Genomic DNA, 16,265 nt, shown 5'->3' with positions numbered 1-16,265 from the left:
TGCCGCGGTCCGCCGCGGGCGGCTTCACCTGCTGGAGGACGCCGGTCGCGGCACACCCGGATGGCTCGCCGCCCAGTCCAGCGCGTCCTGCAGGGTAGTCACCCAGACCTCATGACGATGCGCGATCAGCCAGTCGATCAGTGCCTGGTGCTCGGCGTCCGATACCTGCAGGTAGTCCGCACCTACGCCGTGAAACACCAGCACGGCCATGCCGCCGCCGGCCACCGCCCGCTGCACGAACGCGATCAGCGGCCTGCGCTGCACGCCGTCCGGGAAGTCGCTGGATGGCACGTGCATCGGATCGATCCGCGACACGTCTGCGCCCAGATCGTCGAGCGAATCGAGCGGCGCCCGCACGTAGCTCACCAGTCCCGCCTTGCGCAGTGCCGGCAGGTAGTCGACGCCACCGGCGAGGGTCTTGCCGCAAGGGGTGCCGAAACCGTGCCTCGCACGCCCGTCGATGGCGGTAAGCAACACGTTCTGCTGCTCGATCTCGGTGAGCATGCTGGCAGGCGTGTAGGCCTCGGTGGTGTAGCGTGGGTCGGCCGGGAACTGCGCCGCGGCGCAGGCGTGGAAAACGGTGTGGTTGGCCAGCTCATGCCCTTGCGCGGCGGCCTGTCGCCATCGCGCCACGTCGGCCCGCTTCACGTTGGACAGGAAGAACGTGCCGCTGAAACCGGCCCGGTTCAGCACCGGCACGACGTGGTCAAGCTGGGAGCTCAGCGCGTCGTCGTAGGTCAACACGACCGCCGCCCGCGCGCCGTTCGGCCACTGGGTAGCGTGCGCCGTCGGAGCGGCCAACAAGGAGGCCAGCACCACCGCCACGAGCAGATGTCTCATCGATCGTCCTCCGGGTCCGAACCCGGATCCTGCGCTGCTGGCGCTGCCAGCTCAAGCGCCCGCACCCGGCCACGCTCTCCCACCGCATGGGCTGGTGCCAGCGCTCGCGCGGACCAGCCGCCGGGCAGGCCTGCGGCGGCGCCTGCCCCCGCGGCATCGCGGACGTATCGCGCGCAGCGGCATGGGCCAGGCATCCGTTCGGGCACGTGGGGCGTATAAGCTTGCTGCTGATCCGCCACCCAGGAACCTGCCCATGAAGATTTCGATGAAGCTCGCTGCACTCGCGTTCGCCGGTGCCGCCACCCTGGCCTCGCCCGCCTTTGCCGCACTCAAGGAAGGCACCAAGGCGCCCGACTTCACCGCGCCGGCCTATCTCGCCGGCAACGCCTTCAACTTCAACCTCGCCGACGCGCTGAAGAAGGGCCCGGTGGTGGTGTACTTCTTTCCCGCCCCGCACACGTCCGGCTGCAACGTCGAGGCACACCTGTTTTCCGAGGCCATCGACCAGTTCAAGGCGCTGCACGCCACGGTGATCGGCGTCACCGCCGGCAACCTGGACGAACTGGCAGACTTCTCCAAGGAAACCGAGCACTGCGGCGGCAAGTTCCCGGTCGCCGCCGACAAGGGCGCCAAGATCGCCAAGCAGTACGACGCCACGCTGATGATGCGGCCGGGCTGGTCCGACCGCACCTCGTACGTGATCGCTCCGTCCGGCAAGATCACCCACGTCTATTCGGATCTCAGCCCGACCAAGCACGTCGAGGAGACCCTGGCCGCGGTGAAGGCGCTAGAGAAGTAAGCAGGCCCGGCCGTTGCGGCCTGGGCGGCGCGCCGGAAACGGTGCGCCGCCCTTTTTTTTGGATCCATGTTGTGAAGTCGTGCACACACGGGGACATCCACCCCCGATTCACCTTAAGATCGCGTGATGACCGCTACGACCGGATCGCCCGACGCCCCCGCCCCCGCTGCGCCCCCCGCGCGGGGGCGCATTGCATGCGTAGGCCTCGGCATGACCCTGGGCTCCCACCTCACGCCGCTCGCACGCAGCCAGATCGAGCAGGCTGACGTGGTCTTTGCCGCCCTCTCCGACGGCATCGTCGAGATGTGGCTGGAACGCATGCACCCGGACGTGCGCAGCCTGCAAGGCTATTACGCCGAGGGCAAATCGCGGTTGACCACTTACCGCGAATGGGTGGACGTCATGATGGCCGAGGTGCGCGCGGGCAAGAAGGTCTGCGGCGTGTTCTATGGCCACCCCGGGGTCTTTGCGTGGTCGCCCCACAAGATCATCGAGGTGGCACGGGCGGAAGGCTTCCAGGCGCACATGGAGCCGGGCATCTCGGCCGAGGACTGCCTGTACGCCGACCTGGGCATCGATCCCGGCCGCTTCGGCTGCCAGCACTTCGAGGCGAGCCAGCTGCTGTTCTACAAGCGCCGCATCGACGCCAGCGGGTACCTGATGTTGTGGCAGGTGGGGCTTGTCGGAGACTTGTCACTCAAGAAGTTCAGCACCGGCCCGGCATACCGGCAGGTGCTCGTGGACCTGTTGAGTGAGGACTATCCGCTGAGCCATGGGGTAATTGTCTACCGTGCCGCCACGCTGCCCATTGAGCGGCCACGAATCAGGCACCTACTGCTCGGGGACCTGCCGCAGGTCGAACTGACCGCGGAGGAGACCGTAGTACTGCCCCCGGCCGAGCCTTTGAAGCAGAATGCCGCGATTCGGAAGCGTCTCGCAGCGCTTGATGCCATTTCCGCCGCAACGTGACGGCGTCGCGCTTAGGCCGTCGCAGTTTCGTCGGTCGAACACGCGAGAATCACGCACTTACAGGGGAAAGAAAACATGTCGGATACGATCGAACTGCTGGACTCCATCGGCAAGAACGCCTCCTTGCGTCATGCCGCCAAAGACGAACTCACTGCCGCTCTTGAGCACGCCGGCGCATCGGCGGCTTTGAGGGCAGCGGTGGCTGCCGACGATCGTGCTTTGTTGTCTGCCGAACTGGGCTCTCGCATGAATCAGGCGCCCCAGGTGTTCAACACGCCGGCGCATGAGGAAGAGGAGCAGGAGGAAGAGGAGGAAATCCCCGCGCGCGAAGCGCCGCCCGTCAAGACCCTGAAGCACTGATCAACTTGGTGGAGCCGATCCGATGAGCAGGGCAGGCGCACGGTCACTGCTCGCACTGGCGAGCCTGACCGCGTGCCTGCTCCTCGGGATGCAGGGCCCTGTTCTTGCCTTTCCCGATCGTACTAATGAGGCGCTCACCATTAAAGATCCGGCCGACTTTCTCGACCAGATCGAGAAAGTCCGCGTAAGCAATCACGCCGAGTTCTCGCGCCGGCTGGCGCAGATCCACCGCGAGGCGCCTGCGCTGAGCCCAGCGCTGCGCTGGAAGCTGCGCTATCTGGACGCGCTTGAAGCCTCGCTCCAGGGCAGCTATGCCCGCGCCGACGATGTGCTGCAACAGGTGATCGACCACGCGGACGACCCACTCTTGGTCACTAAGGCCTCGGCGCTGCTCATGCACAACCTGGCCATTCAGCGTAGCTACCTGAAGGCTTTCACGATCGCCCACCAGCTCACGGCCGAACTCCCGCAGATTCAGGACCGACCAGTGCGCTTTCAGGTGCTCAGCTACCTGTCCCAGATGCTGAATCTCGCCGGACAAACTGATCTGGCAATCCAGTACGCAAAGATGATGGAGAAGTCTGCGCCTGCGGGCGCCAGTCTTTGCACCCCACGCGTTGCCCTGTTGGCCATTCGTTACAGCGCGAAGGCCCTGCACTCGTCTGACAATGACCTGAAGCAGGCCATAGCGATTTGCGGAGAGGCCAAGCAACCTATCGTCAAGGCGGCGGCCGAACTGATCCTGAGCACGCTTTTACTCGAGGAAAAGCGTCCCGCGCAGGCGCTCGCCCTCGTGGATCGAATCACTCCGCAGATCCGGAGCAACCAGTACTACCCGCACATCCTCTCGGCGCAGGTACAGAGGGCACAGGCCTACGAACAACTGGGCAGGGACGACGACGCCAAGCGTACTGCCCTCGCCGCCTTGGCCATGGCCGCCCCGAACGACGTCGACAACTTTCTCGCCGAAGCCGACCTGCTGCTCTACAGGATCGCCAAGCGTGACGGAGACGCTGCGTCGGCGCTGAACTACTACGAGCACTACGTGGCGCAACAAAAGAGCGCGGTCGACGACGCTGCCGCGCAAGCCATGGCGTACCAGACCGTGCAACAGCAGGTCCTGACCCGCAAACTCGAGACCGAAGAGCTGAGCAAGCAGAACAGCATTCTCACCCTGCAGCAGGCGCTGGATGCCAAGGCAGCCGAGACGAGTCGCCTCTACATCACGCTGCTGATTATCCTCGTCGCGGTGATCGCACTCTGGCTGGTGCGCAGCATGCGTCTGCAGATGCGATTCAAGAAGCTTGCCAACCACGACGGCCTCACCGGCATCCTCAACCATCAGCGTTTCATGGGAGAGGCCGAACGACTGCTGCGCCTGGCCGAGAAAAAGGGATTCGATCTGAGCCTGGTCTCGATCGACCTGGACCACTTCAAGCAGGTGAACGACTCCTACGGGCACGCCATGGGCGACGAGGTCCTAAAGCAAGCCGTGCGCATCTGCCAGCTGCAGCTGCGCGCGAGCGACCTTTTCGGGCGCCTGGGCGGGGAGGAGTTCGGCGTTCTGTTGCAGGAGTGCTCCCGCGAGCAGGCGCTGGAGATCGCTCACTGCCTAAGGAAGGCCATTGGCGAAACTCCCATCGAACGCGATGGTAAAACCATCTGGATTTCTGCCAGCGTGGGCCTTGCCTGTACCAGCCGCTCCGGCTTTGGGCTGCAGCACCTCTGCATGGATGCGGACGCGGCGCTCTACAGGGCCAAACGGGCGGGACGTAATCGCGTAATGACGGATGCCGAGGACAGTGAGTTCGCGCTCGCTTGATTGCTGCCCCGGGGCGCGACGCGTCTCGCCCTGAATCTTCTGGCGCGGCGTCCGCACGCTCCCGACAGACGTTTCATGCACAAGCCAGCAATGAGGTGGGCCACGAAGACCATGCAGCCCCGTCGAGAGCGATGCCGCGGCTCTGTTTGCCGCGGTCGCCAGGCGGTGGCAGCGGATCCCGATGTAAGCACGAGGCGCCGCGGTGGTGATCGTCAGGGGCCCCTTGTGGTCGTTTGCAGCGCTGGTCGCGGTGCTATGGCTGGCCTGCCGCCCGTTTCGCGCGAGCGCGCCGACGCCGACGCCGACGCCGCGCTCTATCAGGCAAAGCGGGACGGCCGCAATCGCGTGGTGCCCCATGGCGACATGATGAAGGAATCCGCCAGCGCCTGATCGAGGCCCGCCCCGGCCTCACCCGCCCGGTCGCGGGCGGGCGCCAGCCGTCCGCGGCGCGTCAGTGCCGGGCCGCGATGATCTCGCTCAGATAGTCCGGCGTGCCCGGCACCCGTTGCAGGTGCGGATACTGCAGGCCGCCGTGGTAGTCCACGGCCACCGTGCGGAAGCCGCCCTGGTACTTGAGCAGCAGGTTCACCGGTGCAGTGTCTTTCTTTGCTGCGCCGATCGCCTGCTTGAGCACCTCGTCGCTGTAGTCCTGCCCGTTCACCGCCACGATCGTGGCGCCGGTGCTGACGCCCGCCTTGAACGCCGGGCCGTTCCAGCGCACGTCGTTGATCTCGCCGTCCTGGCCCATGGTCAGGCCGATCGACCAGGTGAAGTTGTACAGGTGCCGCGGCGACTCGGGCCGGCTGTTGTACTGCTGCTCGAAGTCGCTCGGCTGGTCGGTGTACACGAGCTTCCAGCCGGTGCCCTGCAGCCCGTCGAGCAGCGGCGGATCGAGCGTGTCCACGTGCTGGTGCAGGAAGCTGGCCCAGTCGTAGCTCGCCACGCCATTCAGCGCGGCGACCACCTCGTCGAAGGTGTAGGGGCGGGTGACGTAGCTGCCGTTGTCGATGCCGAAAAACGCCTTGGCAAAGTCGTCCAGCGACTTGCGGTCGCCGGTCAGCGCGCGGATCTTGGCATCCACCTCCAGCCACATCATCTGGCCGGCGCTGTAGTACTCCTCGCTCATCTGCCAGCTGCGATACGGCAGCGAAGCGCGGCGTGCGGCAGTGGCGTCGTTGGTGGTGTCCTCCAGCGTGCGCCACTGGAAGCCTTCGCGATTGCGGTCGTAGTTGGCGGCAACCATCGCCAGCGCATCGCGGAACTGCTGGGCGCTCCACAGGCCGGCACGCGCGGTCAGCACGTAGCCCCAGTACTGCGTCTGGCCCTCGTACACCCACAGCAGCGAATCGCCCATCGGCACGTTGAAGTTGGGCGTGGCGAGATCGGCCCCGCGGCGGAACTTGCCGTTCCACGAATGGGCGTACTCGTGCGCCAGCAGATCGCGCCCCGGCGCGGCATCTTTCCATGCGGTGAAGTAGTCGGCGCCCAGGCCGTTCTCGCTCGACTGATGGTGCTCCAGGCCGTTGCCGCCGAGCTGGTCCGACAGCGAGAACAGGAAGTCGTAATGGTCGTAGTGGTGCGAGCCGAACAGCGTGGTCGCCTGCTGCACCAGATTGCGATGCGCACTCACCTGCTCCGGCGTCATCTGCAGATACTTCGGTGCATCGGCCACCACGTCCAGGTGCACCGGTGCGCCGCCGGGCGGCGTGAGGTCCACCCGCTTGAAGTAGCGGCCGGCGTAGATCGGCGAATCGATCAGCGTGTTGAACGGCACCGGCTTGAAGGTGGTGTGGCCACCGGATGCGGCGACCGGCTCCAGCGCCGTGCCGAACTGCCAGCCGGCCGGCAGCGTCACGCTGGGCTGCACGGTGACGCCGCGTGAGAAATACCCGGCCGGATACAGCGCCACCTTGTTCCACTCCAGGTCGAGCATGCGGTCGGTCATCTCGAAGCCGCCGCGGCGATCGGACAGGTACTGGAAGTCCACGTCCAGCTGCGTCACGCCGGCGGGCACGTCGAGGTGGAACGCGTAGACGTCGTACGCGTCGCGGTGCCAGCGCAGCGGCTTGCCGCCGGCGCGCACGGTGAGGCCGGCGAGCATGGCGACGGGCCCGGTGGGCGAGTGGTCGCCCGGTATCCACTGCGGATAAAGCAGGGTCAGTGCGCCCGGCTGCACGGGAATCGTCTCGTGCACACGGTAGATGCCCTGCCCGGTATCGCTGGCGTCCACGTGCAGGGTCAACTTGCCCGGGTAGGCCGCATCCCGCGGCGGCGGCACCTGTGCGCCGTCGTTGCCGCGTGCTGCCGCCGCGGTCGCAAAGCCAAACGTCAACGCCAGTGCCACGGATGCGCGCAGGCACAGGGTGAGCGGCCGCTTGGGCAAGGGATCACGGGACATGGCGGGCTCCGGCTGATTGTGGAAACCGTCAACTTAGCACCGGGAACCCTCGCCGGCAGAGCGCCCGCATGGGCAAGCTCGGCAGGTGCAACGCAGGACAGCGGCCTGCGCAGCGGACCGACCTGGCGGTGCGAACTCGCTAGGATGGGCGTCCGCACGCTGACGGACCTTCTGCCGCATGAGTTCGAGCGACACCGCGCACACTCCCGAGATCTCCCGCACCTCGATGGCGGTCGCCGCGCTGTCGACGGTGGTGGAGTGGTACGACTTCACCCTGTACCTGTACTTCGCCACCGTGCTCTCGCGGGTGTTCTTCGGCGGCGGCGCGCATTCGCTGCTGGCGACGCTGGGTGGCTTCGCCATCTCCTACGCCATGCGTCCGCTCGGCGCTGTGGTGTTTGGCCATATCGGCGACCGCATCGGGCGTCAGCGCACGCTGCTGTTCTCGATGATGTTGATGACGCTGGCGATGCTGGCCACGGCGCTGCTGCCCGATTTCGCCACGATCGGTCCGGCCGCCGGCGTGCTGCTGATGGTGTTGCGCTGCTTCATGGCGTTTTCGGTCGGCGGCGAGTACACCGGCGTGGTGGCCTATCTGCTCGAAGGGGCGCGGGCGGAGCGGCGCGGCCTGATCACCTCGCTGGCCTCGGCGGCCAGCGAAGTCGGTGCGTTGCTGGCAGTGGCGATCTCTGCGCTCACCGTTGGCGCCCTCAGCGCAGCGCACCTGGACGCCTGGGGTTGGCGTATTCCGTTCTTTGTTGGTGCGGCGCTGGCCGGGGGCGTATGGCTGGCCCGTTCCACCATGGAAGAATCGCCGGAGTTCCTGCGCCAGCTGGAGCGCCAGAGCGTGCCGGAGGCACCGCTGCGATACACGCTCACCCACCACCGCCCGGCGCTGGCGCGCACCTTCGCGATCTCCGCGCTGGGCTCGATCACCTACTACGTGGGCATCACCTACGTGCCGGCGTTCCTGAGCTCGGCCGGCATCCTCGCCGAGGGGCGCTCGTTGTGGATGTCGACGCTGGCCGCGGTGGCGGTGATCCTGGTGACGCCGCTGGCCGGCGCGCTGTCGGACCGCACCGGGCGCAAGGTGCTGCTGGTCTGGCTGGCGGTCGCCGCCGTGCTGCTGCCGCTGGCGATGTTCGGCCTGATGGCGCGGGGCGGCGGGCTGGGCATCGGCGTGGGTGCGCTCGTGCTGGCGTGCCTGGCCGGCGGCGTCAGCGCGGTCGGCGCGCCCGCCACGGCCGAACAGTTTCCCGGCGAGGGACGCCTCAGCGGGCTGGCGCTGGGAGTCACCATGGCTACCGCGATCTTCGGCGGGCTGACCCCGTTCCTGGCAGAACTGCTGGTCGGGCAGACCGGCTGGCGCTCGGTACCCGGCGCCATGATCGCGGTGGTGGCGCTTGCGGTGCTGCCGGTGTTCCTGCGCATGCCGGAGACCCGGCCCACGCCCGGAGGGCGCTCCAGCGACGATCAAGGCGCTGCGGATCTGGCTCGCTGAGCCGCACGGCGCGCCCCGGCGGCGGCGCTCAGGCGTCGATCGCCCGCGGGTTCGCCGGCAGGTCGTGTGAGGCCTCCGGGCTTGCCAGTGGCGCCGCCGCGCGCACCCGGTTGCGGCCCTCGTGCTTGGCCTGGTAGACGGCACGATCGGCCCGCGCGACCAGCGTGGCCAGCGACCGATCGCCCCGCTGCGGCTCGGCGCACGCCACGCCGAGGCTGGCGGTGATGGTGATGCCCGGCGCGAATGCGCTGCAGTCGATCGCCTGCACCGCCGCGCGGATCGCCTCGGCCAACGCCACGGCCTGTGCCAGATCGCACTGATCGAGCAGCACCGCGAACTCGTCGCCGCCCCAGCGCGCCGCCAGATGCGGATGCGGCGCATGTTCGCGCAGCACTTCCGCCACGTGGCGCAGGCCGATGTCGCCGGCCGCATGTCCGAACTGGTCGTTGATCGGCTTGAAGCCATCCACGTCGAGCAGGATCAGGCTTACCGGGTCCGGCTCGCGGCCGGGCTGTGCATGGGCGGCCAGCGCCTGGTCGACGGCGCGGCGGTTGGCTAGCAGGGTCAGGGTGTCGGTGCGCGCCAGTTGCTCGGCGATCTGCGTCTGCACCTGCAGCTCGGCCGTGCGCTCTTCCACCTGTGCGCGCAGCCGGCGCTCGCTGCGCCGCAACTGGCGCACACGTATGCGGAACGCGGCATATATCATCAGCGCGAGCGCGGCCAGCAGCGCTCCCCACACCCAGGGCCGCTGCCACCAGTGCGCCTGCAGGGTGAAGGCAAACCGGGTGCTGGAGCGGCCCGGCTCGCCGGGCAGCCAGGCCTGCAGTTCCAGCGTGAAACGGCCCGGGTCGAGGTGGGTGAGCTGCACCTCGCGGCTGGTGCCGAGTTCTATCCACGATGCACCCGCGCCGCCTAGCCGGTAGCGATAGCGCACCCGCGGCGCACTGAGCAGCGCCGGATCGACGAAACGCACCACGATGCGGTGCTCGCCCGGCGGCAGTAACGGTGACACGGCCGGATCCACCGCGCGTCCATCCACCTCCACGCTTTCCACGCTCACTCCCGGCAGCGGGACGGGCGGGTACACCGGGGTCGTCGGATCGAGCCTGGCCACGCCCTGCGCGGTCGCCACCCACAGGTGGCCATCGCCATCAAGGCTGGCCGCGGGCATCGAGCCGCCGTTGGCCTGCGCCGAAACCATGCCGTCGGCGCGGCCATAAAGCCGCGCCTCCACCGAGGCGCTGCGGCCGGCCGCAACCGCCTCGATGTCGGCCAGTCGCAGCCCGACCACGCCTTCGTTGCCGGTGAGCCACAGGCGCCCGTGCGGGTCGGCAACGATGCTGAAGATCTTCTCGAACGGCAGCCCTTGTTCGCGCCCCACCGGCACGGCCGGGCCGTCGCCCTGCCGCGGCACCCGCACCAGCCCGCGGTCGGTGGCCAGCCACAGCGCCTGGCGATCCACCGACGGCAGAAACCCGTAGACATACAGCGCATCGCTGCGCCCCATGTCGACCGCCCGCGGCACATCGCGCACGAAGCGCACCGCGCCAGCCGCGGTGCCCGCCCAGACCGTGCCGTCAGAGTCCTCGTAGAGCGCCTGGACGAAGTCCGACGGCAGCCCGTCGCGCGTCGTGTAGGTGCGGCTGCGGGTGCCGTCGCGCAGTACCAGGCCCTGCTTGGTGGCGATCCACAGCCGGCCGTCGCGCGCCGGCAGGATCGCCCGCACTTCGTTGGCCGGCAGGCCGTCGCGCATCGTGAGCGTGGCCACCAGGCGCCCCTCATGCAGGCGCAGCAGGCCATCGTGGAAGGTGCCCGCCAGCACGTCGCCACCGGCGTCCTGCGCCAGCGACAGCACTGAGACATCGGCCAGCCGGGCGCCGAGGTCGACGCGGCCCATGGCGCCGGTGCGCGGATCGAGCCGGTCCAGCCCCTGGCCGCTGCCGATCCACAGCTGCCCCGCACGGTCCACCAGGGTGGTGCGGACGAAGTCGTCGGCCAGGCCGTCGGCGCGGGTATAGGTGTGGATCGGCGCCACGCGCACGCGCGCCAGGCCGCCGTTGGTGCCCACCCACAGGCTGCCCTCGCGGTCGCGTTGCAGCGCCAGCACGCGGTTGTTCGGCAACCCTTTGCCCGTGTCGAGCCATTCCAGCCGGTCACCAACGACCCGAGCCAGGCCGTTGCTGTTGGTGCCCGCCCACACGCTGCCATCGGCGTCGCGCCACAGGCGGGTGATCGCGAACGCGGCCAGCGCCGGGTGCAGCGAAGAAAAGCCGCGCGCACCACCGACATAGGCGCCGTGCTCGGTGCCTACCAGCAGCCGCCCGTCGGGCATCGCCTTGAGCGAGAACACCGGGCCCGCCGGCAGACTGCCGACGCCCTCGGGCCGCGCCAGTGCGCCCTCGATCCGCACCAGCCCCTGACTGGTGCCGGCCCAGATCTGGCCGGCGCTGTCGCGGGCGAGCGCATTGACCGTCTCGCCAGGCAGGCCGTCTGCCACGGTGATGGCGCTGCGCCGGCCCGCGCCGTCGATGCGCACCACGCCATCGTGCAGGGTAGCCACCCACAGGGTGCCGTCACCGGCATCGAGGAGATCGGTGACCAGGCTGTGCACGGGCGCCAGTGCGCGCCAGTGGCCAGCGTGCCAGCGCACGATGCCGCCGCGGGCGCTGCCCGCCCACAGGTCGCCGCTGGCGCCGATGTGCAGAGCGCGCACGCCGTCGTCGAGCAGGCCCGGGATGTCGCTGCGGCGATAGAGGTGGAAGTCGTGGCCGTCGTACCGGACCAGCCCCTCCCACGTGGCCAGCCAGAGAAACCCGTCGGGAGTCTGGCCGATGCCGTGCACGGTGCTGTGCGGCAGCCCGTCACGCGTGGTCCATACCTCCACGAACCGGTCCGCCAGCGGCAATGCGTGCGCACCCGGCAGGCCGATCAGCGCGAGCGCGAGGGTCATCAGGATGCTTCGCAGCCCCGGGCGGCGCGCGCGCAAATACGCGCGCAAGCGCGCCCTACCCCCGTCCGGCACCCGTACTGTGCTCATCGCTGTCTCACCCCACGCCCCAACGAATACTTTGACACGAAGGGCGGTTGCCACCTAGCGCCGCGGCGCCCTCGTGCCCGGTTCGCGACCGCCCGCTGCCGGCGCCATGACCGGCGCGGCAGCCGCGGTGGAGCGGCACCGGGCTCGGGAACGTCTCGCCGCCAGGCCACGACCACCTGCCGCTGACGCGCCATGGACATCACCGCCACTAGCGTGGGTCGTGTTGACGGCCCCTCCGGTCACCCCGCGCATTGGCGCCGTCCTGCCTCCCCTCATCGAGATTGCCGCCCATGAGCTATCGAGCCGACCCCCGCCGCTCCGCGGTGGCCAATGCCGTTTACGGCCTGCTGAATCCGATCCCGTTCGGCTGCTTCGTCGCCGCGCTGATCTTCGACATCCTCTATGTGAACACCGCCACCATCCTCTGGACCAAGGCGTCGTCGTGGCTGATCGTGATCGGCCTGCTGTTCGCCATCGTGCCGCGCGTGGTGAACCTGGTGCAGGTGTGGATCACCTCCCGACGAATCACGCCGCGAGGCGAGTACGTCGACTTCTGGCTCAACCTGCTGGCGATCATCGCGGCGATCTTCAATGCGCTGGTGCACAGCCGCGATGCCTATGGCGTGGTGCCGGCCGGGGTGTGGCTGTCAGCGTGCACGGTGCTGCTGCTGGCCATCGGCCGGGTCGTGCTGGCCGTCGATCTTTCCACCCCGCGGAGTGTTGTCCATGAATAAGTTCCTGCGCCGCGGCGCACTTGCACTCACGCTCGCGGCCGTCCTGGGCGGCTGCAGCGACAAGCCATCGATGAGCCCCGTGGAGCAGGCCGGCCAGACGCCGCCGCTGCCCCAGCCGAAGGATTTCCTCGTGCCGCCGATGAAGGTTCCGAACGGGGTCCGCTGGAAGCAGGGGCAGACGCCGAAAGTCGCCGCTGGCCTGCACATCGAGAAGATCGCCGATGGCCTGATGCATCCGCGCCAGCTCTACGTGCTGCCCAACGACGACGTGCTGGTGGTCGAGGCCAACGGGCCGGGTACCGAACCGGTAACCACACCCAAGCAGCTGATCGCCGGCAAGGTGAAGAACCTATCCGGCAAGGGTGGCAAGGGCGGCAACCGCATTACCCTGCTGCGGAGGAATGCCAGCGGCGGCTGGGACAAGCATCTCTTCGTCGAACACCTGAACTCGCCCTTCGGCGTGCAGCTGATCGGCAACACGCTGTACGTGGCCAACACCGACGGCATCGTGAGCTTTCCCTACGTCACCGGGCAGACGCAGATCACCGCGCCGGCCACCGACTTTGCCGACCTGCCCAGCACCATCAACCACCACTGGACCAAGGCGCTGCTGGCCAGCCCCGACGGCAGCAAGCTGTACGTCGGCGTGGGCTCCAACAGCAACATCACCGAGAACGGCATGGCGGTGGAGTACCGGCGCGCCGACGTGCTGGAGGTGGAGGTGCCCTCCGGCGCAAGCCGCATCTTTGCCTCGGGCATCCGCAACCCCACCGGCCTGCAATGGGAGCCGCAGACCGGCACGCTCTGGGCGATCGCCAACGAGCGCGACGAGATCGGCGACAACCTGGTGCCGGACTACCTCACCTCGGTGAAGGAAGGCGCGTTCTATGGCTGGCCCTACAGCTTCTACGGCCAGCACGTGGACACCCGGGTCAAGCCGCAGCGACCGGACCTGGTGAAGAAGGCGATCGCGCCGGACTACGCGCTTGGCTCCCATGTCGCTGCATTGGGCCTGCTGTTTTCCGAGACCAACGCGCTGCCGCCGGCCTACCAGCACGGTGCGTTCGTCAGCGAGCACGGCAGCTGGGACCGCTCGCCGCTGAGCGGATACCAGGTGGTGCACGTGGCCTTCCGCGACGGCAGGCCAGTCGGCAAGCCGGTGCCGGTGGTGACGGGCTTCCACTCGGATGACGAGGAGCAGTTGTACGGCGCGCCGGTGGGGCTGGCACAGGACAAGGACGGCGCCATCCTGATTGCCGACGACGTGGGCAATACCGTCTGGCGCGTTACCAGCGCCACGCCGTAGCGACCGCGCGCCAGCGCCTCGGGGCGCTGGCAGACAGTAACCCGTGCCTGCGGGCGCGCTCAGACGCCGTCTGCGCCCATTCCAGCGTGCTGGTTGTCATGATCGGGCTGTCGCACGCCCTCGCCGTATTGCCGTAGCAAGCGAAGCTCCCTGGCACATTGCGGCTCTGGCCCCGGCGGCTATCCGCCGGCTGCGGGACCCGCGCCGCCGCTTGCGGCGTCCCGTCAAAACGGCATGCTCGAGACCGCTCAAGTTCAGCCCCACCCCGCCGATGACAGTGAACGCATTGCGCGCGCCGCCCGTCGATGCGGGCAGCACCTGAGCGCCCGCACCGGTCCGGGGCGAGGCAACACGAACAGCGGGGACGGATGGCCGCACGCACCGACGAGAGGCGTCACGACAGCACCATGAGCTCGCCGCTGAAGAAAATCACCATCGCCCAGGTCACCCGGGGCATGTACGTGCACAAGATCTGCGGCAAGTGGCTCGACCACCCGTTCTGGAAAGGTTCGTTCGCGGTCGAGGACGCCAAGACCCTGGCCACGCTGCGCTCGCTGGGCAACCAGGAGGTGTGGATCGATACCGACCGGGGCCTGGACGTGCCGGCTGCCGCGCCCGTGGCGGCGAACGCGGCAGTGCTCGAGCCGGCACCCGCCGTGGCGGCACTGCCACCCCACCCGCGCACTGCATTCGGCGACGACATCGCCCACGCCGAGGCCGTCCGAGACCGCGCCAAGGCCGTGGTCATGGCCATGTTCGGCGATGCACGCATGGGCAAGGCGCTGAGCATGGACGCGGCCGCCGGCATCGTGGAAGAGATCAACAACGCCATCACCCGCAACACCGCGGCCATGCTCAGCGTGCTGCGACTGAAGAAAAAGGACGACTACACCTACCTGCATTCGGTGGCCGTCTCGGCGCTGATGATGGCGCTCGGCCGCCGCCTGGGCATCGACGGGGACGAGCTGAAGGAGCTGGGCGTGGGCGGGCTGCTGCACGACATCGGCAAGGTCGGCGTGTCCGATGCGGTGCTGAACAAGCCGGGCCGGCTGAGCCCGCTGGAGATGGCCTCGGTGCGCCTGCATCCGCAGATCGGCTGGGACATCCTGAGCCGCGAGTCGGCGGCCAGCGCGGTGGCGCTGGATGTGTGCCTGCACCATCACGAAAAGACCGACGGCAGCGGCTATCCCGACAAGCTGCCCGCCGCCGAAATCAGCCGCGCCGCCCGGATGGGCGCGATCTGCGACGTGTACGACGCGATCACCTCCGACCGGCCGTACAAGCGCGGCTGGGAGCCGGCCGAGGCGATCCGGCGCATGGCCGAGTGGCAGGACGGCCACTTCGACCGCGACATCTTCCACGCCTTCGTCAAGCTGATCGGCATCTACCCCACCGGCACGCTGGTGCGGTTGTCGTCCGAGCGGCTCGCGGTGGTGCTGGTGCAGGGCAACAGCAGTTCGCTCAATCCGATCGTGCGCGTGCTGCGCGCGTTGCCTTCGAACGACGACCTGGACCCGGTGGTGCTGGATCTGCAGGAGTCGGACGACACCATCGTGGGCATTGAAGATCCCACCGCGTGGGACCTGCACATTCCGAACGTGCTGCGGCAGTAGATTCCGACGCCAGCAGGAACCGGGCCGCCCATGCTCCTGCGGCGGGCAAGGAGCCGCTGCCCAGTGTCTCCAATGCCGGGCCAGAGCCGGTAGCTCGACGGAGGAGGCGGACGAGATAGCAAACGACCGGCGCGTCAACGGTCCCCAATGCCAATCAGCGTGGTGCCGGCAGCGGTGGTGAGATCCGTGATGGGTTGACCGCGGACATTCCGCTCCAAAGAAAAACCCCTGACGTGCCCTGATGCCAATTCCGGCGCGATAGGGCCATCGCGCCGGAGAGGCGAGTTACTTCCAGGGCAACGGCGCAGCTCCGTTGGCCGTTGCGCCCACGACATACCAGCCATCGACATAGTCATAGAGCCCCCCTGTGGGGCTAGGAGCGCTTCCTGCCTGGCTTGCATCACCGTTCGTACTCAGCAGGCCACCGTTGCTTATGGACACTGTGGACTGATCGATGGTGTAGAGGGAGGTCCCATTCACCGTCGCCCCTCTGATCAGATATCCACCCGCTCCCGGATTGACGATCGAGACATTGCCGCCCCAGAGCAGGGAGGTGCTTGCGCCGCTCTGCAGGCCGTTGGCGCCGAAGCTGCGGTCGAACGATGCACCGAAACCGACGCCGGTGGATGCGTCGAGCCATTCGATGCCCAAGCCCTTGCCGGCGTAGCCGCCGCCAAACGCCCAAATGTTGGCCTGGCTGGGTGACCCCACGCCGAGCTTGGTCAGCAGGCCGGACAAGTGGTATGCGCGCACCTTCGTGTCAAGGTCGTCCCACAGATAAAGGTCGCTGGCGCTGTTGCTCCACAGGATGCTCAGCCGGTTGGTGGGGGTGTAGTAGCCCACGCTGGCCGGGTAGTAGCCGCAGCCGACACTCATGGAGCGAGTG

Annotated in this window: 13 protein-coding genes; 9 read left to right on the top strand and 4 right to left on the bottom strand. The window is 68.1% G+C overall.

All coding sequences use genetic code 11. From position 1 onward, the window contains the following. Positions 1-24: 24 nt before the first annotated feature. Complete coding sequence (locus VFG40_RS09510) at positions 25-840, bottom strand: polysaccharide deacetylase family protein (RefSeq protein WP_324897111.1); 816 nt, start codon at positions 838-840, stop codon at positions 25-27. A gap of 253 nt (positions 841-1,093) precedes the next feature. On the opposite strand from VFG40_RS09510, the gene VFG40_RS09505 reads away from it, so the two are divergent. From VFG40_RS09505 to VFG40_RS09485, 5 genes are all read left to right on the top strand, one after another. Next, positions 1,094-1,639: a peroxiredoxin gene (locus VFG40_RS09505; protein ID WP_324897110.1), complete on the top strand. Its 546-nt coding sequence runs from the start codon at positions 1,094-1,096 to the stop codon at positions 1,637-1,639. 126 nt (positions 1,640-1,765) lie between these two features. Continuing rightward, positions 1,766-2,608, top strand: a complete 843-nt coding sequence (locus tag VFG40_RS09500; protein ID WP_324897109.1) for an SAM-dependent methyltransferase — start codon at positions 1,766-1,768, stop codon at positions 2,606-2,608. Positions 2,609-2,683: 75 nt separating this feature from the next. Beyond that, positions 2,684-2,968, top strand: a complete 285-nt coding sequence (locus VFG40_RS09495; protein WP_324897108.1) for a hypothetical protein — start codon at positions 2,684-2,686, stop codon at positions 2,966-2,968. A 22-nt stretch (positions 2,969-2,990) separates the two neighbouring features. Beyond that, the gene (locus tag VFG40_RS09490) at positions 2,991-4,790 is read left to right on the top strand and encodes a tetratricopeptide repeat-containing diguanylate cyclase (protein WP_324897107.1); all 1,800 of its coding nucleotides are present in this window, start codon (positions 2,991-2,993) and stop codon (positions 4,788-4,790) included. Between the two features lie 255 nt (positions 4,791-5,045). Then, on the top strand, positions 5,046-5,180 hold the full coding sequence (locus VFG40_RS09485) for a hypothetical protein (RefSeq protein WP_324897106.1): 135 nt from the start codon (positions 5,046-5,048) through the stop codon (positions 5,178-5,180). A 61-nt stretch (positions 5,181-5,241) separates the two neighbouring features. Here the strand turns inward: VFG40_RS09485 and VFG40_RS09480 are convergent, their stop codons facing one another. Further along, positions 5,242-7,188 (bottom strand): M61 family metallopeptidase, encoded by a 1,947-nt coding sequence (locus tag VFG40_RS09480; RefSeq protein WP_324897105.1) that lies wholly within the window; start codon positions 7,186-7,188, stop codon positions 5,242-5,244. A 178-nt stretch (positions 7,189-7,366) separates the two neighbouring features. On the opposite strand from VFG40_RS09480, the gene VFG40_RS09475 reads away from it, so the two are divergent. After that, positions 7,367-8,689 (top strand): MFS transporter, encoded by a 1,323-nt coding sequence (locus VFG40_RS09475; RefSeq protein ID WP_324897104.1) that lies wholly within the window; start codon positions 7,367-7,369, stop codon positions 8,687-8,689. Positions 8,690-8,717: 28 nt separating this feature from the next. Here VFG40_RS09475 and VFG40_RS09470 read toward each other — a convergent pair whose 3' ends face one another. Next, a complete protein-coding gene (locus VFG40_RS09470; protein WP_324897103.1) occupies positions 8,718-11,639 on the bottom strand; it encodes a ligand-binding sensor domain-containing diguanylate cyclase in 2,922 nt (973 codons plus the stop codon). 377 nt (positions 11,640-12,016) lie between these two features. Here VFG40_RS09470 and VFG40_RS09465 point away from each other — a divergent pair, with 377 nt between their 5' ends. From VFG40_RS09465 to VFG40_RS09455, 3 genes are all read left to right on the top strand, one after another. Beyond that, positions 12,017-12,460, top strand: a complete 444-nt coding sequence (locus VFG40_RS09465; protein ID WP_324897102.1) for a DUF2231 domain-containing protein — start codon at positions 12,017-12,019, stop codon at positions 12,458-12,460. Next, positions 12,453-13,766: a PQQ-dependent sugar dehydrogenase gene (locus tag VFG40_RS09460; RefSeq protein WP_414649280.1), complete on the top strand. Its 1,314-nt coding sequence runs from the start codon at positions 12,453-12,455 to the stop codon at positions 13,764-13,766. The genes VFG40_RS09465 and VFG40_RS09460 overlap by 8 nt, the downstream gene beginning before the upstream one ends. A gap of 407 nt (positions 13,767-14,173) precedes the next feature. Further along, the gene (locus tag VFG40_RS09455) at positions 14,174-15,379 is read left to right on the top strand and encodes an HD-GYP domain-containing protein (RefSeq protein WP_324897101.1); all 1,206 of its coding nucleotides are present in this window, start codon (positions 14,174-14,176) and stop codon (positions 15,377-15,379) included. Between the two features lie 285 nt (positions 15,380-15,664). On the opposite strand, the gene VFG40_RS09450 is transcribed toward VFG40_RS09455, so the two are convergent. After that, positions 15,665-16,265 (bottom strand): hypothetical protein (locus VFG40_RS09450; RefSeq protein WP_324897100.1); only part of this gene is annotated, 601 nt, incomplete at its 5' end.

This window comes from Dyella sp. (genome assembly GCF_035685805.1).
Classification (GTDB): domain Bacteria; phylum Pseudomonadota; class Gammaproteobacteria; order Xanthomonadales; family Rhodanobacteraceae; genus Dyella_A.
Note: the sequence above shows the minus strand (reverse complement) of the source record. Positions and strands in the feature narration are given on the sequence as shown.